The organism is Acetivibrio sp. MSJd-27 (assembly GCF_018918095.1).
GTDB lineage: Bacteria > Bacillota > Clostridia > UMGS1840 > HGM11507 > HGM11507.
Genome location: NZ_JAHLPV010000005.1, coordinates 52,452 through 69,514 on the forward strand (window position 1 = coordinate 52,452; position 17,063 = coordinate 69,514).

The following is a 17,063-nucleotide window of genomic DNA, read 5'->3' on the forward strand; positions in this document are numbered from 1 at the left end:
TTTTTCATAAATTGACAGAAAGACATTGATTTTATGCTGTATTTAACATATAATTAATTTATTGAGGTGAGATGATGAGGGCAATACTGGCGTGCGGTGGAACCGGTGGACATATCAATCCTGCGATTGCGATTGCAAATGCAATAAAAGCGGAGGATCCGGAAGCGGAAATTCTATTTATCGGCGCAAAGGTGGGGTTGGAAGGGGAGTTGGTATCCAAGGCTGGCTTTCCCATCGAATTTATTGATATTGAGGGTTTTATCCGAAAGGTTTCCTTTCATAATGCAATGGTGATGCTGAAGCTGGGTCGCAGTATGCTGCAATCCCGCAGGATCATAAAGCGTTTTAAACCGGATGTCGTTATCGGTACGGGAGGATATGTGACAGGACCAGTCCTTCTTATGGCCAGCAAAATGCGCATTCCAACTCTTATCCATGAACAGAATGCTTTTGCAGGTGTGACCACTCGTCTCCTGTCCAAGCATGTGAACCGGATTTGCATTGCTTTTCATGAAGTGAAAAAACTGGATGCGGATCCCTCAAAAATTATTTATACGGGCAATCCAATCCGCGCGGCTTTCAAGGGTGTGGAGCAAAAAACAGCAAAACGCCAACTGGGGATTGATGACGGACTTCCTTTTGTTATATGTTTTGGGGGAAGTCTCGGTTCTCAGAAAATCAATGAATGCATGACCGATTACATCAAAAAAACATATCGGGATAACAAGTATCATCTGCTTCTGGTTACCGGAGATCTCTACATTGAGGACGTGCGTGAGGAGTTGAAAGCCTGTCACATCGATTTGAGTCATTCTAAGATATATCTGAAAAATTATTTGGATGACATGCATAAATATTTGGCAGCAGCGGATGTGGTTATCTGCCGTTCCGGCGCCCTGTCCTTAAGTGAGATTAATTTTCTGGGGAAGGCATCCATCCTCATTCCTTCCCCCAATGTGACGGATAATCATCAGGAATTCAATGCGGATGCCGTTGTTTCAGCCGGCGGGGCGATTAAGATTTCAGAAAAGGACTTGAATCCTGAGACGCTGTACCGGGCAATTGAGTCATTAATTACCCATCCTTCTGAAATTACAATCATGGCGGAGAGCTCCCGCAAAATCGGTACGGGCAATGCAACGGAGAAGATATTAAAGGAAATCCATCAGCTTTTAAGCTAGCTTCAAAAATATATATAACTTTTGGGCAGGCTGCTCCGTCTAATCTATAAGCCCGCGAAGATATCCTCTTGCCTCTTCCAGCTACGAGAATTCCTTCCTTTTTAGGGGGAGTGTAGTCTCGTGCTGAGACGTTGTATACAAGGGGAATCTCTTATGAAAGGCTAAATCCCTTTTCAGCAGAACATGTTCTGCTGAAAATTCTATACAAGGAACCATATACGCATTTAGCACCTCTTTTCAAAGTTTGCATAGGATATAACGAGGCTGAGATGTTTCTCGTTGCAGCAAGATGAGAGTGGTCTATTTTGATTCAACGGATATCCGTACGCATAATCGGCGCTTCGTTGAAACACATAATAGGCGGTTTTTGTATTTTCCAGAAACATTGAACTCTTGTTTGAATGCATGGATGTTTATGCCGACTTTGGAGGTGTTATAGAATGAGTAAGATTATCGTTGCAGGAGGGAAGAAACTGGAGGGGGAGATCCGAATCCCGGGGGCAAAAAATACAGTCCTTCCCATCCTTGCCGCGACGCTGATAAGCGGGAAAAAGAGTGTGATTCATGACTGTCCGCTTATCTCTGACGTTAAGCTGACTTTGGAAATATTGAGACAGCTGGGCTGTGAAGTGGCAATAGAAGGAAATTCCATAACGGTGGACTCCTCTGGCTTTGACTGCACCATTCTGACGGAGGAGTGGATGCACAAGATGCGTTCCTCTATCATTTTAACCGGTGCAATTCTTTCGCGCTGCGGCAGGGTGCGTACCAGTTATCCGGGCGGCTGCGAATTGGGTTTAAGGCCAATAGACCTACATATTAAGGCATTTAAGGATATGGGAGTTCGTGTGGAAGAGCAGTTTGGCTACATTGACTGTATCATGGAACATCCCAAACCTTGTGATATCCATCTGGGATTCCCAAGTGTGGGAGCTACAGAAAATATCATGCTGGCGGCGGTCGGCATAAAAGGAACCACTCGTATTATCAATGCGGCCAAAGAGCCGGAAATTGAAGATCTGCAAGTTTTTCTGAATGCAATCGGGGCAAAAGTCCGAGGTGCCGGCACAAGCGTTATTGAAATACAGGGGGTTGGCAGCTTCCGAGATGCAGAGCATACCGTGATACCGGATCGCATTGTTGCGGCAACTTATATGGCGGCGGCGGCTATTACCGCAAGTACGGTGGAAGTAGCCAATGTAAATACAGAGCATATCAGTTCCATTATCGCGGCATTACGTGAAATGGGTGTGAAAATTTGCAGAACTAGGCGGAATTCTTTGGTAGTCAGCGGCAATGCCAGACTGCAGCCTCTGAATATTCTGAGAACAACACCTTATCCGGGATTTCCCACTGATGCACAGTCGGTTTTTACCACTTTGCTTTCGGTGGCAGACGGTACCAGTATTCTAATTGAGAGTATTTTTGACCAGCGTTTTAAGCACATTGATGAGCTCATTAAAATGGGCGCAGATATTACGGTAGACGGCAGAACGGCTGTGATAAAGGGTGTGGAAAGGCTATATGGGGCGAAGGTAAACGCACCGGATCTGCGGAGCGGAGCTGCTCTTGTGATTGCAGGACTTCGAGCGGATGGTCTTACAACGGTAGACGAAATCAGCCATATTGAACGGGGATACGAAGATATCGTCCGGGACTTAAGTTCCTTGGGCGCTGAAATAAAAAGGATTGATTAAAGCATGTCAAGAAAGAAAAAGGCGGCGAGCGTCGAAGAGAGAAGAGAGGCTCGCCGTAAAAGACAAAGAAGAAAACGGACAAGCCGTAAGATAGCGGTTACCCTGCTGCTTCTTATAGGTGTGTGTATCGGTATCTGCTTTACCCCTGTATTTTCCGTTAAAGAGATTCGGGTAAGCGGGACAAACCAGGTGCCGGCAGAGCAGATCTCTGCTTCTTCCGGCGTCTCGGTGGGGCAGAACATCTTTACTTTTAATATCCATGAGGTGGCTGAACGCCTGAAACAGATTCCCTATGTAGATGAGGTCACGGTGCGCCGCAATTATCCCAATGTGTTATCCGTTGAGGTGAGAGAGGCAGTTCCTGTAGCCTATGTTTCCATCGGAGGAGGTTTTGCGGTTATTGATAAGACGGCAAGAGTTTTGGAAGGTACCGAAGATCGTGCTAAGTATAAAATTCCGTTGATTAGCCAGGAGGAAATTGGAAATTATACCCTTGGAGAAAAATTGACAGTTGCCAAGGAGGGAAGTTTTCCTGTATTATTAGAAGCAGCAGTGGCGGTTAGCAACAATCAGTTTTCCGATCGGATTACCGATATCTACAGTGAGGAAAAAGAAGTCTATATGAAAATCAGTGATACATTGAAAATAAAGCTTGGCAGTGGGGAGAAACTCAGTGCCAAGATGAATATGCTGAAAGCTGTTTTGGAAAATCTTCCAAAAGGAAGCAAAGGAACTTTGGATATGACAAACGGAGAGAAGGTGTATCTGACATCGGATGGCTGATGCCTACAGATAGCTTGGACGAAGACGGAAAGCAGATTGAAAAAGATGAGAGGAGTATGGATTCATGAACAACAGAAAAGCACAGCTGTCCATTGGATTTGTATGTATGGTACTTGCGTTCTTTATCACCTGGCAGGTCAAGAGCGTATACAAAAACAGTGCAGATCCTACGTTGGGTGTCGTCCGTGCGGATCAACTGCAGAATATGCTGCGGCTGGAAAAAGAAAAAAATGAAGCGCTCTACAAACAGGTTATGGAGTATAAGGACGAGATTGCGGAATATCAAGCCAGCATTTCACAGGACAGCAATGCCGCAAGCATCCTCAAAAACGATCTGGATAAGGCAGAATTTCTTGCCGGTATGACAGAAGTGGAGGGTCCTGGGCTTATCATCACCCTGAAGGACAGTCAGATGGCCAACCCGACCAGTGGCAATGAAAATCTCTATGTGGTACATGATGATGATGTCCTGAAGGTGCTAAATGAACTGCGCGCGGCGGGTGCAGAAGCAATCAGCGTCAACGAGGAACGCATTATCGCTACCAGTGAAATCCGTTGTGCAGGTCCCACGATCAGCGTCAACAACAACCGTACAGCGGCTCCTTTTGTCATCAAGGCAATCGGGGATTCCAAGCAGTTAGAAAGCGCGCTTATGATGCGGGGCGGCGTTGTCGACACCTTGACACAATGGGGAATTGAGGTTGAACTCAAGCATAAGAGTAATATGAATATTGCCGCATACAAAGGAGCAGTCAAGAATAATTATGCCAAAAAAGTTGTTCCGACAGCAACGCCGGATCCAAACGGCACGAAACAGTAAAAGGAGGATAAGACCATGTTATTTCCAATCATTGGCGCGATAATCGGTGTGGTAGCCGGCGTTTTTATCCCCTATACGGTTTCCGCCAGCTATTCCATCTATGTGGCTATTGCTATCCTGGCGGCTTTTGATTCCATGCTGGGCGGCTTTGTGGCCATGATGAACAAAAACTTCAAACTGCTGATTTTTATAACTGGATTTTTCGGCAATGCTATTTTGTCCGTACTGATTGTTTTTCTGGGCACGAAGCTTGGATTGGATCTGTATATTGCAGTTGGTGTTGTATTTGCGATCAGAATTTTTCAAAATTTCGCAATTATCCGCAGATTTTTATTGAATAAATGGCCGAAAAGTGATAAAATAGAAAAAAACGCTGAGAAAAAAGCCTGATCACCGTTGCAGGCTGCTTATATAGTGTGGTAGGAGGAACTGATATTATGCCTTATGATGTTTCATATGAAGACAGCCAGGATACTGCTGTACTGAAGGTTATCGGTGTCGGCGGAGCCGGCAATAATGCGGTTAACAATATGATTGACAACCAGCTTTCCAGTGTGGAATTTGTTGCGGTTAATACGGACAAGCAGGCACTGAAGCATTCGCTGGCTACTTATAAAATTCAGATCGGTGAAAAGATCACAAAAGGTCTTGGTGCGGGTGCCAACCCTGAAGTGGGGAAAAAAGCAGCGGAAGAGAGCCGTGAAGAGATAGCACAGATCATTAAGGGCGCGGATATGGTATTCATTACAGCCGGCATGGGAGGCGGTACTGGTACCGGTGCGGCGCCTATCGTTGCTTCCGTTGCCAAGGAGCTTGGAATTTTAACCGTTGGCGTAGTCACCAAACCCTTCTCCTTTGAGGGCAAAAAACGTGCGGAATCAGCTCTGCGGGGGATGACGGAATTGAAGGATCAGGTGGATTCCCTGATTGTTATCCCGAATGACCGTCTTTTGCAGGTGGTGGACAAGAACACCAGCCTGATCGATGCGTTTAAAATTGCAGATGATGTGCTTCGCCAAGGTGTGCAGGGTATTTCCGACATCATTCAGATTACCGGTATCGTCAACAGCGACTTTGCTGATGTAAAAGCGGTTATGAAGGCAAGCGGTCTGGCTCATATGGGGATTGGCAGTGCCAGCGGTGAGAACAAGGCGGAGGAGGCAACCAGAGCGGCAATCGAAAGTCCGCTTTTGGAAACCTCAATTGATGGCGCACAGGGCGTTCTGGTCAATATCACTGGTGGTTTGGATATGACCATTCTGGATATCAACACGGTTTCCAGTATGATTCAGGAAAAGGTAGATGAGGACGCAACCTTCATCTTTGGCTCTGTCACAGATGAATCTTTGAAGGATCAGATAAAGGTTACCGTGATTGCAACCGGGTTTGACAACGGTCCGAAACAGCCTGAAATTTTCCGTCCTGCAACGCAGAGAGAACCGGAATTAGAAACCAAAGCAAACGATTCCCAGATTGATCTCTTCTCTGAAATGGGGCAAAACAGGAAACCCAATACAGTGGAAGAATTGGATATCCCCTCATTTATTGAGAGCATCTCCCATAATAAAATGAACCGGGATTCTTAATGATACGATATTAGGAGAGGCAGAGCATGTTTTCATGCCCTGCCTTTTTTCATCGTTTAAAGCTCCAGTGATGATTTTCCTTCTTTTCGAAGGAAAGAAAAATACTGCTTTGTATAAGTTGTATATATTCCCAAAATTGCATGCGAAGCGGATTTGTGATTTTCGGAATAGGGATTGAAATTATGGTGAAATGAATAAAGAATAAAAAAGAAACATTTTGTGAGAAAAAGATAGAAAGAAGAAAAGAGAAGATGAAGATACAAACAATAGAAAAAAACGGAATTCGAATAGCATGTGTGACCAGCTCGAAAATCGTAATTTCAGATGTCAGCTCAGCGCTGGATTTTATGATGTCTATCCATCATAAAACCGGAAGCCGCTGCATCGCTCTGAATAAGAAAGCAATTGACGACAATTTTTTTCGATTGGGTACCAACATCGCAGGGGAAATTCTCCAGCGTTTTATCAATTATAGGATAAAAATGGCCGTTTACGGTGATTTCAGTGTTTATTCCAGTAAGCCGCTGAAAGACTTTATTTACGAGAGTAACAAAGGAAAAGATTTCTTCTTTGTAGAAACGGAAGCGGAAGCAGTCAAATTACTTGTCAAAGCAGTTTGCGGAAGCACACAAGAATAAGTGGAACTCCTGCGTAAAACAGGATACGGTCATAAAAGGAGTAATTGTATGAATGACAAAAAGTCTTGGGCAAGAACGTTTTTTGCCGTCTGGGGAGGTCAAAGTATCAGCTTGCTGACTAGTTCCATTGTTCAATTTGCAATTGTATGGTATATTACACAGAAAACAGATTCCCCTGCAATGCTGTCATTGGCATCTCTGATGGCTTTTTTGCCTCAGGGAATACTAGGCCCCTTCGCAGGTGTATTGATTGACCGCTATGACCGCAAGAGAGTGATGATACTATCTGATTTGTGCATTGCTGCAGCAGGATTTTTTCTGGCGGTTTGGGGAATGTTTGGAGAGCTTCCAATGTGGGCTGTTATGTCTGTTTTGGCGGTTCGTTCCATAGGATCCGCTTTTCATACACCGGCCGCACAAGCACTCACACCGTCCATTGCTCCGGAAGAGATGCTGACGAAGTGTGCGGGGTATTCCCAAAGTTTTCAGTCAGCTTCGCTGATTGTCAGTCCTGCATTGGCAAGTATTCTCTTTGCTGTGTGGAAACTGCCGTTTATTATTCTTTTGGATGTGGGGGGAGCACTCATTGCAGTATTTATTTTGATGGGAATTCGTCTGCCAGAATACCATCCTGGTAAAGAGACTGAAATGCCGAATGTACTGCGGGAGATTAAAGAGGGATTTCTTGTATTGAAAAAGCAGAGAGCACTGTTTGCCCTCACCGCTATTTCGTGTATTTTTGGTCTGCTCTATGCTCCGATTAATGCCTTATTTCCCTTGATGAGTATGTCTTATTTTCAGGGCACCGCATTTCATGCAGGATTGTCGGAAAGTTTGTTTTCCATAGGACTTCTTTTGGGTTCTCTTCTGCTGGGAATATGGGGAGGTTTCCGAAACAGGTTATATATGCTGATTCTGTCCTTTGGAATAATGGGACTAGCATTGACCGGTACAGGTTTGCTTCCGCCCGGCGGTTTTGTATGGTTTGCAGTGTTTGCTGTTTTTATGGGTGCTTCGGCTCCCTATTTTACCGGTACTTATATGGCCCTCTTGCAGGAGAGAATTGCACCAGATTATCTTGGAAGGGTATTCTCTCTGAGCGGAAGTCTGATGATGCTTTCTACCCCGCTTGGATTGTTGGCTTCCGGTCTATTTGCGGAATGGCTGGGGATAGAGAGATGGTTTGGGCTATCCGGCATTTTGATTCTTTTTCTGGCCGCCGTATGTGTGCTTACTCCTTCCATCCGAAGAATTGATAAGGAGGGAAAACGTTGATTATCAGTGCAAGCCGCAGAACAGATCTTCCAGCCTTTTACAGCGATTGGTTTTTTGAACGGCTGAGGGCAGGATTTGCCGATGTGCGCAATCCAATCAATCCCCGCAGAGTCAGCAGAGTATCTCTTCTCCCCGAAGATACGGATTTGTTTGTGTTTTGGACAAAGAATCCGGCGCCCATGCTGAAGAGACTGAATGAAATGGAAAGTCCGTTTTATTTTCAGTTCACCTTGACGCCTTATGGCAGAGAACTGGAGCCGGGTCTTCCGGACAAAGAAACGCTGGCGGAAACATTTCGTGTACTGGGCAAGAAAATTGGAAAAGAACGTCTTGTATGGCGGTATGATCCAATTGTTTTAGGCGGGCAGTACAATCTGCAGTATCACGAGCAGGCTTTTCATGCTCTTTGCCATGATGTGGGGGTGTATACCTGTCGGTGTATCATCAGCTTCCTTGATATTTATCGCCGCAACCGAAAAGCAATGCAGCAATATTCAGGAGTTGCCGAGGAATATCGGATTCTGGCAGCGAAACTTTCTGTTATTGCAAGGCAGTATGGACTTCCGCTTTACACTTGCTCGGAGGAAATTGATTTGTCAGAGTGTGGTATTTCACATAGCGCTTGTATCGATCCGGTCTTGGTGACAAAACTGATTGGAAAGAAAATAAATTTTTCAAAGGATAAGAGTCAAAGAGCTTCCTGTGGTTGTATGCAGAGTGTGGATATCGGCGCTTACCATTCCTGCCTCCATGGATGTCACTATTGTTATGCGAATGGAACGGAAGAAAGGGTGCGGAGGAACAGCAAGCTTCATGACCCCTCGTCTACAATGCTTGTAGGCTCTCTGACGGAGAATGATATTTTGAGGATTCGAAAATGAAAAACGACAATCCCACTTCGTTCTCTGTTTTTTGGAATTTCCTAAATTGTGATTTTCTCAATAGAAATTTTAATTTATTTTGACGTAATCTTTTAAGCATTAGGGAGTCGAACACAATATGGTTTCCGCAGGCAAATTTCCCGCAATCCTGCGTCAAAATGCTCGTCAATCCGTCAGGATGATCTGCGCTTTTTCCTTGTCTTACAAAAAATTTGCTCTGTGGAAACTCTGCGACCCTGCATGCAGGAAAAATTTCGTTTTTCTGGCGCGTAAGTGTGCAGCAAGGCTGACGCCTTGCAAGACCGACAATACGAAAAGGCGAAAGTTTAACAAGTGCAGGGCATATGGGGTTCGACTCTCTAATGCTTATGTCATAAAAAGCGGACGCAATTCAAGCTGCGTCCGCTTTTTGCAGTGATATCATCCAAAAATTGTCTGTACTAAAAACATATAAAAAATGGTTCCACCGGCAATGCTGAGCAACATACTTTTCTTCCAGAGATGCAGTGCGGTGATACATAACAGAGCGATCGCTTCCGGAATCCCATGACTTCCGCTGAATAATGAGACATCCTTCAGGGAATAGACAACTAGAAGCCCCATGACAGCGTAAGGCAGGATCTTCCCCAGATACCGGATGAAAGGAGGAAGCTCTCTGCTGTCGGGAAACAGTAAAAAAGGAAGAAAGCGGGTTGCAACGGTGCCTAAAACAACCGCCGCAATGGTCAGAATGCTTTGCGTAACCGTCATGATTGTACCTCCTGCTCAGAACCAACCGGCAGTTTATTGCGAAACAGGGCGAAAAACAGGACGATTGCTGCCATAGCTGGAAGCATAAAATGTTCTGCTCCGAACAAAGCCAGACAGAGCACAGAGAAAAGAATACCAATCGCCGAGGGAATATGCCGCTTTGTTTCCATCCACTGATCCAAAAATATCACGGTGAACAGAGCCGTCATAACAAATTCAATGCCTTTGGTGCTGATGGTAATAAAACTGCCCAAAACAGCCCCAAGAGCTGTGCCGCCAACCCAATAAATCTGGTTGAGCAGAGTGACGAAAAAGTAAAACCAGCCCTTGTCGACATCTTCCGATATTTTGGCGGAAAAATTGATAGAAAAAGATTCGTCGCACATACCGAAAATCAGATACCATTTTTTTCTCCCGGTCCCTCTGTATGTTTCCAGCATAGAGATTCCGTAAAACAAATGTCTTGCGTTCACCATCAAAGCCAGAAAAAAGGCGGACAGCGGCTGAAAAGCGCTGAGCAGGAGATGAACCGTCACAAATTCCATGGAACCGGCAAAAATAAATGTTGCCATAAAAATGGGATACCAGATGGAAAACCCTTTGCTGACCATCAAAACTCCATAGGAGCAGCCTAGAAACAGAAAGCCTGCCAAAATGGGCAGTGTGAGGGGAAAGGCGGCGCGAAACGCCTTTTGTTTTGCATGCATAACGTTTTTGACCTCCGATGTGAAAAATAGGATCCTGTTAGATCATATTTTAGGAGGAATGTGGCGGTTTGTCAAGGAAGGGTTACTTCGATTGGTATATTTTCTTTATGGCTCGGGCATCCCGGTAAAATCTTATACAATGACATGTCTTTTACATTTAACAGCGGGAATGAAAATGAAATCTAATGTTTGGGAAAAGGCTTTTTTATTTTTGAAATACCACATATATAATTCATATCGACGTCATAGTGGCTGGCTAAAATGATAAAAACATTGTAGAGTATATCACTCTAAAAATCAATCTAGGATTTTATTCTATGGTATACTTTTCTAAAATGGAGGGATTTTTATGGATGTAATAAATATGATTAGAGAGTATAATGATAAAAGCAAAACAGATATAGAGAAATATCAAATGTCGGTTAAAAATGTATTCTGATTATGAAACAAGAAAAATAAGAATACCTTTGGAAAGTGTTATATAAAATATGCGTTTTTAAAAAATAATAAAAACATATTTATACATAAGAAAATTCAGAAATTGCAATAAAAAAAGGCATATTTATAAATAAAAATGTGGGGTAAACTCCTCTTAAAATAGGGACGATTTCGTATTAGAATAATGAGGAAGTTTATAGGAGGCTTGGATAAATGAATCAGTATTTTGATACAAAATTTGAAAGGAAAGAAGCGGTTTATCGCAGAAACTATGATATAGATGAAAGCTTGTACAGCCAGTTGGAGGAATTATCAAAATATTATGCGGCATCCGTTACCGATTTGATCAATGCAAGTATTAAAAAGCTCATTCAAACGGAAAAAATAGCACTATATGAAAAGAGAAGGGATGTTCTTTCCATACGACATAGCTTGCTTGTCAAAGAGAGCAATTTAAAAGGATTGGATAAATTAAAGGACAAATATGGAGTCAGCATTTCAAAACTTGTAAATATTGCAATTAAAAATACACTGGAAGATGAGGAAAATGAATGAAACAGTACAAAGTGACTTACAAGAAAGTATTGCAGGAATTTATCAGTCAGTTTGTTGAGGAATATTTTTACTCTTTCTGTAATCAGAGAGGATTTATTTGCGGGATGGAATTTTTGGATAATGATGATTTCTGCATGCATCTTTATTACAAGGGTAAAAAGTACAATATTCAGGCCATAGAAAAAGAAGGATTTTACCTTTGGCATTTGGAGCCATACCGTCAGACATTCTTTGAGACAGATCTTTGCGGTATAGACAGCTTTCGGCTGGTTTTGACCGCGATTCTTGAGAATAAATGAAATTTTTCAATAAGAGGAAATTGCGCCGTTATAGTCTGCTTGAAGAAAAAATGAGAATCCAATGGAAACGAAAAAATCGTCATGGAATATTCTGAATTCCATGACGATTTCTTGTATTCTGTTCCTTCAGATGTGCTTTTACGATGCCTCGGTTTTATTTCATGATTTACTCGCCGGCCTGGGCAATATGTCTTGCCACAACAACGCCGCTGCAGGAGGCCTGAATCAATCCCCGGGTGATTCCTGCGCCGTCGCCTGTGACATACAGACCTTTTACCGGAGTCTGCAGATGCTCGTCCACGGTGATTTTGGCAGAGTAAAATTTGACTTCGGGACCGTATAGCAAGGTGTCCCTGCCGTTGATACCGGGACACAGGTGATCCATTGCCTCCAGGCATTTGAGGATTGGTTTTAATATTCTGGGTGTGAAAGCATGCCCGATATCGCCGGGAACAGCGTCCTTCAGAGTTGGGTCGAGCGCAACCTTTTTTAAACGCTCCGGCGTGGTGCGCCGTTCCATTTTAATATCCTCCAGCCGCTGTACCATGATTTTTCCGCCGGTCAAATCATTCACCAGTTTGGCAATCCGTTTTCCGTAACCGATGGAGTCCTTAAAGGGCTCTTTGAAACGAATGGAAGTAAGAAGGGCAAAGTTTGTATTCTGAGATTTTACATCCTGGTAGCAGTGCCCGTTGACCACAGCCAAATCATCGTCATAGTTTTCCTGTGACACAAATCCGCCCGGATTCATACAGAAACTACGCACTTTATTTTTGTCCCAGAAAACCACTTTCATCTCATACAGTTCGTTGGTCACGTGATCCATAACAGAGCGTGGTACCTCCACCCGCACGCCGATATCCACTTCTTTGGAATTCAGTTCAATCCCTAAGTCATAGCACTGCTGTGTCAACCAGCCGCTGCCTACCCGGCCGACTCCCGCAACCACATTCGCAGCATGATAGATATTCCCGTCAGAAGCCAGCACGCCGGTAATTCTTTGGCCGTCCTCCGAGGGGATAAGACTTTTGGCATAGGTCAGCTCTTTCACGGTTACATGAGGGTAAGAGACAACCTTATCATACATTCTGAGCATAATCTGCGCGCTTTTTTCAGAACCCAAATGACGGACAGGACACTGAATCAGTTTCAGAGAATATTTGCTGGCCTCATAGGAAAGTTTTTCCGCAAATTCTTTATTAAAATGTACTACCGGTGATCCGCCGAATTCCAGATATATATTGTCTACATAACGGATCAATTCATCAATGTTTCCGACATGTTCGGGTAACTCTCCGCCCACATCGGAATTTAAGGAAAGTTTGCCGTCAGAAAAGGCGCCTGCGCCGCCCCAGCCGGTTGTGATATGGCAGGGAGAACAGCTGACGCAATGTTTTGTTTTTATCTTAGGGCATTGCCTGTGAATTCGCCCTTTCTCCAGAATCAGAATTTTTGTGTCTGCATTGTACTTTAGAAGTTCCAGAGCGGTGAAAATACCGGCAGGACCGGCTCCTACAATGATAACGTCATACATGACAGAAACCTCCATTATTTGAGTAGGTTTTTGCATACTGCAAAAAGACCCTAGACTATTATAGCGGTTTTCCAAAAAAAATCAAGAGAAATCGTCAAATGAAACAAAAACGATGCGAAGAAGGGGAATGATATTGCTCATATGGTCATTAGGTCTATATGCGGCCGGGCTCTAATTTAGAAAGAAAAAGGAAGATATTTCCTGATAGGAAAAGTTGAAACGCTTGTATGATGGATTTTGCCGCCTATTATGCGCAAAAGCATTTCATTTTGTTATAAAATACGCTGTGTATGGCATAATATAGTAAGAGAGGAAGAAATCTCTGGGGAAAATAAACAAATATGCTTTTGCCACTTGATTTTTAAGGAAATTTTCAGTATAATTACAATGATTATCGTGGGGTAATTTTTAAAAATAGCCGTTAAAACGAAAAGCAAGATGTTCGCCGCCTCTTCAAGCGGTTGAGGATCACTTTCTTTTTTCAGCGAGAGTATCATCTTCCGCTGAATCGTCGCATAACGGAGCAAAGCCCCTTATTGAGCAAGAAAAAACGCTTTTGCAAAGCTCATTATAAAAGCGTTATAACCTTGTCAGGCGGAGGATATATATTCTTCGCTTGCTCACAAATCGGAAACCGTCTGCAAGTTGGGATGGGAACCGATTGCTTGTTTTCATAATGAGCTATTATGGAAGCATGAAATGGCGGAATGATCCCTCTTTTGATAAAAAAGAATTCTGCCGCATTTGTCGGCTGCGAATGGAAAGCTTCATTCCGTGCTAAAAATGTGGAACGATGGGGGAGTCTTTCGTTGAAACAGTTTTCCGGATAAAATCATGTCCGGGATACGGGAGGATTTTCGAATGTGGACTGTTGTTTATATGGCGCAGAATAAAGAGGATGCTGACAGTATCGGTAAGGTTCTGGAGGAAAAGGGTCTTTTGATCAAAGTGCGTACCATGGGGGAAAACAACGATGAAGGTGAACTGTGCTATGAAATTTTGGTTCCTGAATCAGAGGTAAACGAAGCACATGAAATCATCATTGAAAATAATATTTGAAAAAGCGTTTTTTTGAAGGCTTTATTTAAAATTTAAACAATGTTGGACAGGCTGTGCTGTAAAAAGGGCTTGCCTGTTGGAATTATTTTGATGGGAGATGGATGTATGAAACGCATAGGTGTATTGACAAGCGGCGGTGACGCGCCGGGCATGAACGCGGCGATTCGTTCTGTTGTCCGCAGCGGCCTGCATTACGGAATGGAAGTGTATGGAATACGGGAAGGATATAAAGGTCTTCTGGAAGAAAATGTGGAAGCAATGACATACCGTTCTGTTTCCGAGATTATAAACCGCGGCGGCACCATTCTGAAAACCGCTAGATGTCTGGAATTTGCCACAGAGGAAGGCGTTTCCAAGGCAGTGGAAGCGGCAAAAAGGCTGGGCCTTGAAGGGATTGTTGTTGTTGGCGGTGATGGATCTTTCCGCGGTGCACGGGATTTAAGCCGGAATGGCTTGCCCACGATTGGGATACCCGGAACAATCGATAATGATATCGCCTGCACCGATTACACAATCGGTTTTGATACAGCGCTGAATACGGCGTGTGAAGCGATTGATAAGCTGAAGGACACCTGTGCGTCCCATAACCGCTGTAGCGTGGTGGAGGTTATGGGGCGGCATGCGGGGCACATCGCAATGCATGTCGGAATTGCCAACGGGGCGGAATCTATCATCGTGCCGGAAAAGCGGTTTGATTTAAAGGCTGATATTGTAGACCGAATAGAAAAAGCGGATGACAAGGGGAAATCTCATTTTATTGTCATTCTTGCAGAGGGAATCGGTCAGGCTTCCATGATGGCGAAACAAATTGAAGAGATCACCGGAGTGGAGACCCGTGCTACCATTCTTGGACACATACAGAGAGGCGGTTCTCCGACTGTTCAGGACAGGGTTATGGCAACCCGTATGGGCGTGAAAGCAGTGGAATTACTCAAGGAAGGTGTTGGCAACCGAGTTATCGCTTATAAGAGCGGCCAGGTTGTGGATTATGATATTACCGAAGCATTGAACATGACCAAGAGTGTGGAGGAAGATCTGGTACACGCGTCACAGGTCGTTACCGAGTAGTCCGGATTGGAGTGAGTTATTTGAGAAAAACAAAGATTATATGTACCTTAGGTCCGGCGACAGACGATGAGGAAATATTAAGGCAATTGATGCGAAACGGCATGAATGTAGCGAGAGTTAATTTTTCGCACGGCACCCATGCGGAACAGAAGAAACGGATTGAGCGGTTCAAAAAGATTAGGGATGAATTACAACTTCCTGTGGCTTTGCTGCTGGACACCAAAGGACCGGAAATCCGTATTAAAACATTCTCAAAGGGGAAGATTACCCTTTCAGCCGGAGAACAGTTTACCCTGACCACAGATGAGGTGGAAGGAACCGATAAGATTGTCAGTGTTACATACAAAGACTTGAACAAGGATTTAAAGGCCGGTGATACGGTTTTGATCGACGATGGTCTGATTGAACTGAATGTTATCCGGATCCAGGGAACGGAAATTGTCTGCGAAGTGAAGAACGGCGGAGACGTTTCCAACAATAAAAGCATCAACATTCCCAATGCGGCCATTCATTTGCCTTATATGTCTGAAAAGGACCGGGCGGATATCCTGTTTGGAATCGAAAACGATTTCGATTTCATCGCGGCTTCTTTTGTGAGAACTGCTTACGATGTAATGGAAGTCAAAAAGATACTGGAAGAGAATGACGGGCTTAATATCATGGTGATCTCTAAGATAGAGAACCAGGATGGGATCCGGAACATTGATGAGATTCTGAAAGTCAGCAACGGCATTATGATTGCCCGCGGTGACATGGGGGTTGAGGTTCCGTTTGAAGAATTGCCTACCATTCAGAAAATGCTGACACAGAAATGCTATAAGAGCGGAAAGATTGTTATTACAGCAACCCAGATGCTGGACTCTATGATTCGTAATCCGCGCCCTACCCGTGCGGAAACCACTGATGTGGCAACGGCTGTGTTCGATGGAACCAGCGCAGTCATGCTCTCCGGGGAGACAGCGGTGGGAAAATACCCGGTTGAAAGCTTGAAAACCATGGCTAAGATAGCCAGAAGGACAGAAAAATCCATCAATTATAAAGAAAATTTCAATTTGAATAAAATGGACACGGCCCAGAATGTCACCAATGCGATTTCCCATGCAACCTGCATGACTGCGCATGATCTGGAGGCGTCCGCGATCATTGCCATCACCATCAGCGGTGCAACAGCGAGAATGGCTTCCAAGTTTCGCCCTAACTGTCCGATTATAGCACCGACTCCCTCCCAAAAGGCCTATCGTCAGCTGGCGCTTTCCTGGGGAGTATATCCGGTCTTGGCGGAAATGAAGGAAAGTTCTGATGAGCTGTTTGAATATGCGGTAGATAAGGCATTGGAAACAAAGATTGTAAAGAACGGGGATATCGTGGTGATTGCCGCGGGGCTTCCCTCCGGAACAGGCGGTACCACCAATATGCTGAAAGTTCAGCTAGTTGGCCGCAGCCTTGCAAACGGAACAGGCGTCAATGAGTTGGTGATAAGCGGTAAGCTGTGTGTTGCCAAGACAGACGAGGAAGCGACCACGAAATTTGAAGAAGGGGATATTTTGGTGGTGCGTTCCACCAGCAATCTGCTGCTTCCGATTATTAAAAATGCAAAGGGTATCATCACAGAGGAGGAAGGGTTGACTTCCCATGCTGCTATTGTGGGACTGACACTGGATATTCCGGTTATTGTTGGCGTGAAGGATGCCACTGATATCCTGGAACATGGAATGACCGTCACAATCGATTCCCGCCGTGGATGTGTTTATTGCGGTGTGACAAAGGTGCTGTAAAGATATTTCATTTGTAT

Annotated in this window: 17 protein-coding genes; 14 read left to right on the forward strand and 3 right to left on the reverse strand. The window is 44.2% G+C overall.

Going from position 1 to position 17,063, the window contains the following annotated elements:
- Positions 1 to 71 precede the first annotated feature (71 nt).
- The 9 genes from murG (at position 72) to KQI32_RS03100 (ending at position 8,861) form a co-directional block, all read left to right on the forward strand.
- A complete protein-coding gene (gene murG, locus KQI32_RS03060; RefSeq protein ID WP_216423930.1) occupies positions 72 to 1,181 on the forward strand; it encodes an undecaprenyldiphospho-muramoylpentapeptide beta-N-acetylglucosaminyltransferase in 1,110 nt (369 codons plus the stop codon).
- Positions 1,182 to 1,621: 440 nt separating this feature from the next.
- On the forward strand, positions 1,622 to 2,878 hold the full coding sequence (gene murA / locus KQI32_RS03065) for a UDP-N-acetylglucosamine 1-carboxyvinyltransferase (RefSeq protein ID WP_177690784.1): 1,257 nt from the start codon (positions 1,622 to 1,624) through the stop codon (positions 2,876 to 2,878).
- 3 nt (positions 2,879 to 2,881) lie between these two features.
- Positions 2,882 to 3,661: a cell division protein FtsQ/DivIB gene (locus KQI32_RS03070; protein ID WP_177690786.1), complete on the forward strand. Its 780-nt coding sequence runs from the start codon at positions 2,882 to 2,884 to the stop codon at positions 3,659 to 3,661.
- A 64-nt stretch (positions 3,662 to 3,725) separates the two neighbouring features.
- The gene (locus KQI32_RS03075) at positions 3,726 to 4,481 is read left to right on the forward strand and encodes a DUF881 domain-containing protein (protein ID WP_177690788.1); all 756 of its coding nucleotides are present in this window, start codon (positions 3,726 to 3,728) and stop codon (positions 4,479 to 4,481) included.
- Positions 4,482 to 4,496: 15 nt separating this feature from the next.
- Complete coding sequence (locus KQI32_RS03080) at positions 4,497 to 4,871, forward strand: small basic family protein (RefSeq protein WP_177690790.1); 375 nt, start codon at positions 4,497 to 4,499, stop codon at positions 4,869 to 4,871.
- A gap of 44 nt (positions 4,872 to 4,915) precedes the next feature.
- Positions 4,916 to 6,067: a cell division protein FtsZ gene (ftsZ, locus tag KQI32_RS03085; RefSeq protein WP_216423964.1), complete on the forward strand. Its 1,152-nt coding sequence runs from the start codon at positions 4,916 to 4,918 to the stop codon at positions 6,065 to 6,067.
- Between the two features lie 251 nt (positions 6,068 to 6,318).
- On the forward strand, positions 6,319 to 6,705 hold the full coding sequence (locus KQI32_RS03090; RefSeq protein ID WP_177690794.1) for a DUF4180 domain-containing protein: 387 nt from the start codon (positions 6,319 to 6,321) through the stop codon (positions 6,703 to 6,705).
- Positions 6,706 to 6,753: 48 nt separating this feature from the next.
- Positions 6,754 to 7,980 carry an MFS transporter gene (locus KQI32_RS03095; RefSeq protein ID WP_216423931.1) on the forward strand — a complete coding sequence of 409 codons (1,227 nt, stop codon included), beginning with the start codon at positions 6,754 to 6,756 and terminating at the stop codon, positions 7,978 to 7,980.
- Positions 7,977 to 8,861: a DUF1848 domain-containing protein gene (locus KQI32_RS03100; protein ID WP_177690798.1), complete on the forward strand. Its 885-nt coding sequence runs from the start codon at positions 7,977 to 7,979 to the stop codon at positions 8,859 to 8,861. The genes KQI32_RS03095 and KQI32_RS03100 overlap by 4 nt, the downstream gene beginning before the upstream one ends.
- A 420-nt stretch (positions 8,862 to 9,281) precedes the next feature.
- Here the strand turns inward: KQI32_RS03100 and KQI32_RS03105 are convergent, their stop codons facing one another.
- Both KQI32_RS03105 and KQI32_RS03110 read right to left on the reverse strand, forming a co-directional pair.
- Positions 9,282 to 9,611, reverse strand: a complete 330-nt coding sequence (locus KQI32_RS03105) for a branched-chain amino acid transporter permease (RefSeq protein ID WP_216423932.1) — start codon at positions 9,609 to 9,611, stop codon at positions 9,282 to 9,284.
- Positions 9,608 to 10,318 carry an AzlC family ABC transporter permease gene (locus tag KQI32_RS03110; RefSeq protein WP_216423933.1) on the reverse strand — a complete coding sequence of 237 codons (711 nt, stop codon included), beginning with the start codon at positions 10,316 to 10,318 and terminating at the stop codon, positions 9,608 to 9,610. Before KQI32_RS03110 ends, KQI32_RS03105 begins: the two co-directional genes overlap by 4 nt.
- 651 nt (positions 10,319 to 10,969) lie before the next feature.
- Here KQI32_RS03110 and KQI32_RS03115 point away from each other — a divergent pair.
- Both KQI32_RS03115 and KQI32_RS03120 read left to right on the forward strand, forming a co-directional pair.
- On the forward strand, positions 10,970 to 11,311 hold the full coding sequence (locus KQI32_RS03115) for a hypothetical protein (RefSeq protein WP_216423934.1): 342 nt from the start codon (positions 10,970 to 10,972) through the stop codon (positions 11,309 to 11,311).
- The gene (locus tag KQI32_RS03120) at positions 11,308 to 11,610 is read left to right on the forward strand and encodes a hypothetical protein (RefSeq protein ID WP_216423935.1); all 303 of its coding nucleotides are present in this window, start codon (positions 11,308 to 11,310) and stop codon (positions 11,608 to 11,610) included. Before KQI32_RS03115 ends, KQI32_RS03120 begins: the two co-directional genes overlap by 4 nt.
- A gap of 166 nt (positions 11,611 to 11,776) precedes the next feature.
- On the opposite strand, the gene KQI32_RS03125 is transcribed toward KQI32_RS03120, so the two are convergent.
- Positions 11,777 to 13,144 carry an NAD(P)/FAD-dependent oxidoreductase gene (locus KQI32_RS03125; protein ID WP_253291007.1) on the reverse strand — a complete coding sequence of 456 codons (1,368 nt, stop codon included), beginning with the start codon at positions 13,142 to 13,144 and terminating at the stop codon, positions 11,777 to 11,779.
- An 861-nt stretch (positions 13,145 to 14,005) separates the two neighbouring features.
- On the opposite strand from KQI32_RS03125, the gene KQI32_RS03130 reads away from it, so the two are divergent.
- The 3 genes from KQI32_RS03130 (at position 14,006) to pyk (ending at position 17,046) form a co-directional block, all read left to right on the forward strand.
- On the forward strand, positions 14,006 to 14,203 hold the full coding sequence (locus tag KQI32_RS03130; RefSeq protein WP_177691023.1) for a hypothetical protein: 198 nt from the start codon (positions 14,006 to 14,008) through the stop codon (positions 14,201 to 14,203).
- A 105-nt stretch (positions 14,204 to 14,308) separates the two neighbouring features.
- Positions 14,309 to 15,271, forward strand: a complete 963-nt coding sequence (gene pfkA, locus KQI32_RS03135) for a 6-phosphofructokinase (RefSeq protein ID WP_374197053.1) — start codon at positions 14,309 to 14,311, stop codon at positions 15,269 to 15,271.
- A 20-nt stretch (positions 15,272 to 15,291) separates the two neighbouring features.
- Positions 15,292 to 17,046 carry a pyruvate kinase gene (gene pyk, locus KQI32_RS03140; RefSeq protein ID WP_177691028.1) on the forward strand — a complete coding sequence of 585 codons (1,755 nt, stop codon included), beginning with the start codon at positions 15,292 to 15,294 and terminating at the stop codon, positions 17,044 to 17,046.
- Positions 17,047 to 17,063 lie beyond the last annotated feature (17 nt).

Bases quoted from the DNA above. Each gene is read 5' to 3' on its own strand.
- KQI32_RS03075 (WP_177690788.1), top strand. From the start codon at position 3,726: ATGAACAACAGAAAAGCACAGCTGTCCATTGGATTTGTATGTATGGTA.
- KQI32_RS03115 (WP_216423934.1), top strand. From the start codon at position 10,970: ATGAATCAGTATTTTGATACAAAATTTGAAAGGAAAGAAGCGGTTTAT.
- murG (WP_216423930.1), top strand. From the start codon at position 72: ATGATGAGGGCAATACTGGCGTGCGGTGGAACCGGTGGACATATCAAT.
- KQI32_RS03080 (WP_177690790.1), top strand. From the start codon at position 4,497: ATGTTATTTCCAATCATTGGCGCGATAATCGGTGTGGTAGCCGGCGTT.
- KQI32_RS03120 (WP_216423935.1), top strand. From the start codon at position 11,308: ATGAAACAGTACAAAGTGACTTACAAGAAAGTATTGCAGGAATTTATC.
- KQI32_RS03095 (WP_216423931.1), top strand. From the start codon at position 6,754: ATGAATGACAAAAAGTCTTGGGCAAGAACGTTTTTTGCCGTCTGGGGA.
- KQI32_RS03130 (WP_177691023.1), top strand. From the start codon at position 14,006: ATGTGGACTGTTGTTTATATGGCGCAGAATAAAGAGGATGCTGACAGT.
- murA (WP_177690784.1), top strand. From the start codon at position 1,622: ATGAGTAAGATTATCGTTGCAGGAGGGAAGAAACTGGAGGGGGAGATC.
- KQI32_RS03070 (WP_177690786.1), top strand. From the start codon at position 2,882: ATGTCAAGAAAGAAAAAGGCGGCGAGCGTCGAAGAGAGAAGAGAGGCT.
- KQI32_RS03090 (WP_177690794.1), top strand. From the start codon at position 6,319: ATGAAGATACAAACAATAGAAAAAAACGGAATTCGAATAGCATGTGTG.
- KQI32_RS03105 (WP_216423932.1), bottom strand. From the start codon at position 9,611: ATGACGGTTACGCAAAGCATTCTGACCATTGCGGCGGTTGTTTTAGGC.
- KQI32_RS03125 (WP_253291007.1), bottom strand. From the start codon at position 13,144: ATGTATGACGTTATCATTGTAGGAGCCGGTCCTGCCGGTATTTTCACC.
- pfkA (WP_374197053.1), top strand. From the start codon at position 14,309: ATGAAACGCATAGGTGTATTGACAAGCGGCGGTGACGCGCCGGGCATG.
- KQI32_RS03110 (WP_216423933.1), bottom strand. From the start codon at position 10,318: ATGCATGCAAAACAAAAGGCGTTTCGCGCCGCCTTTCCCCTCACACTG.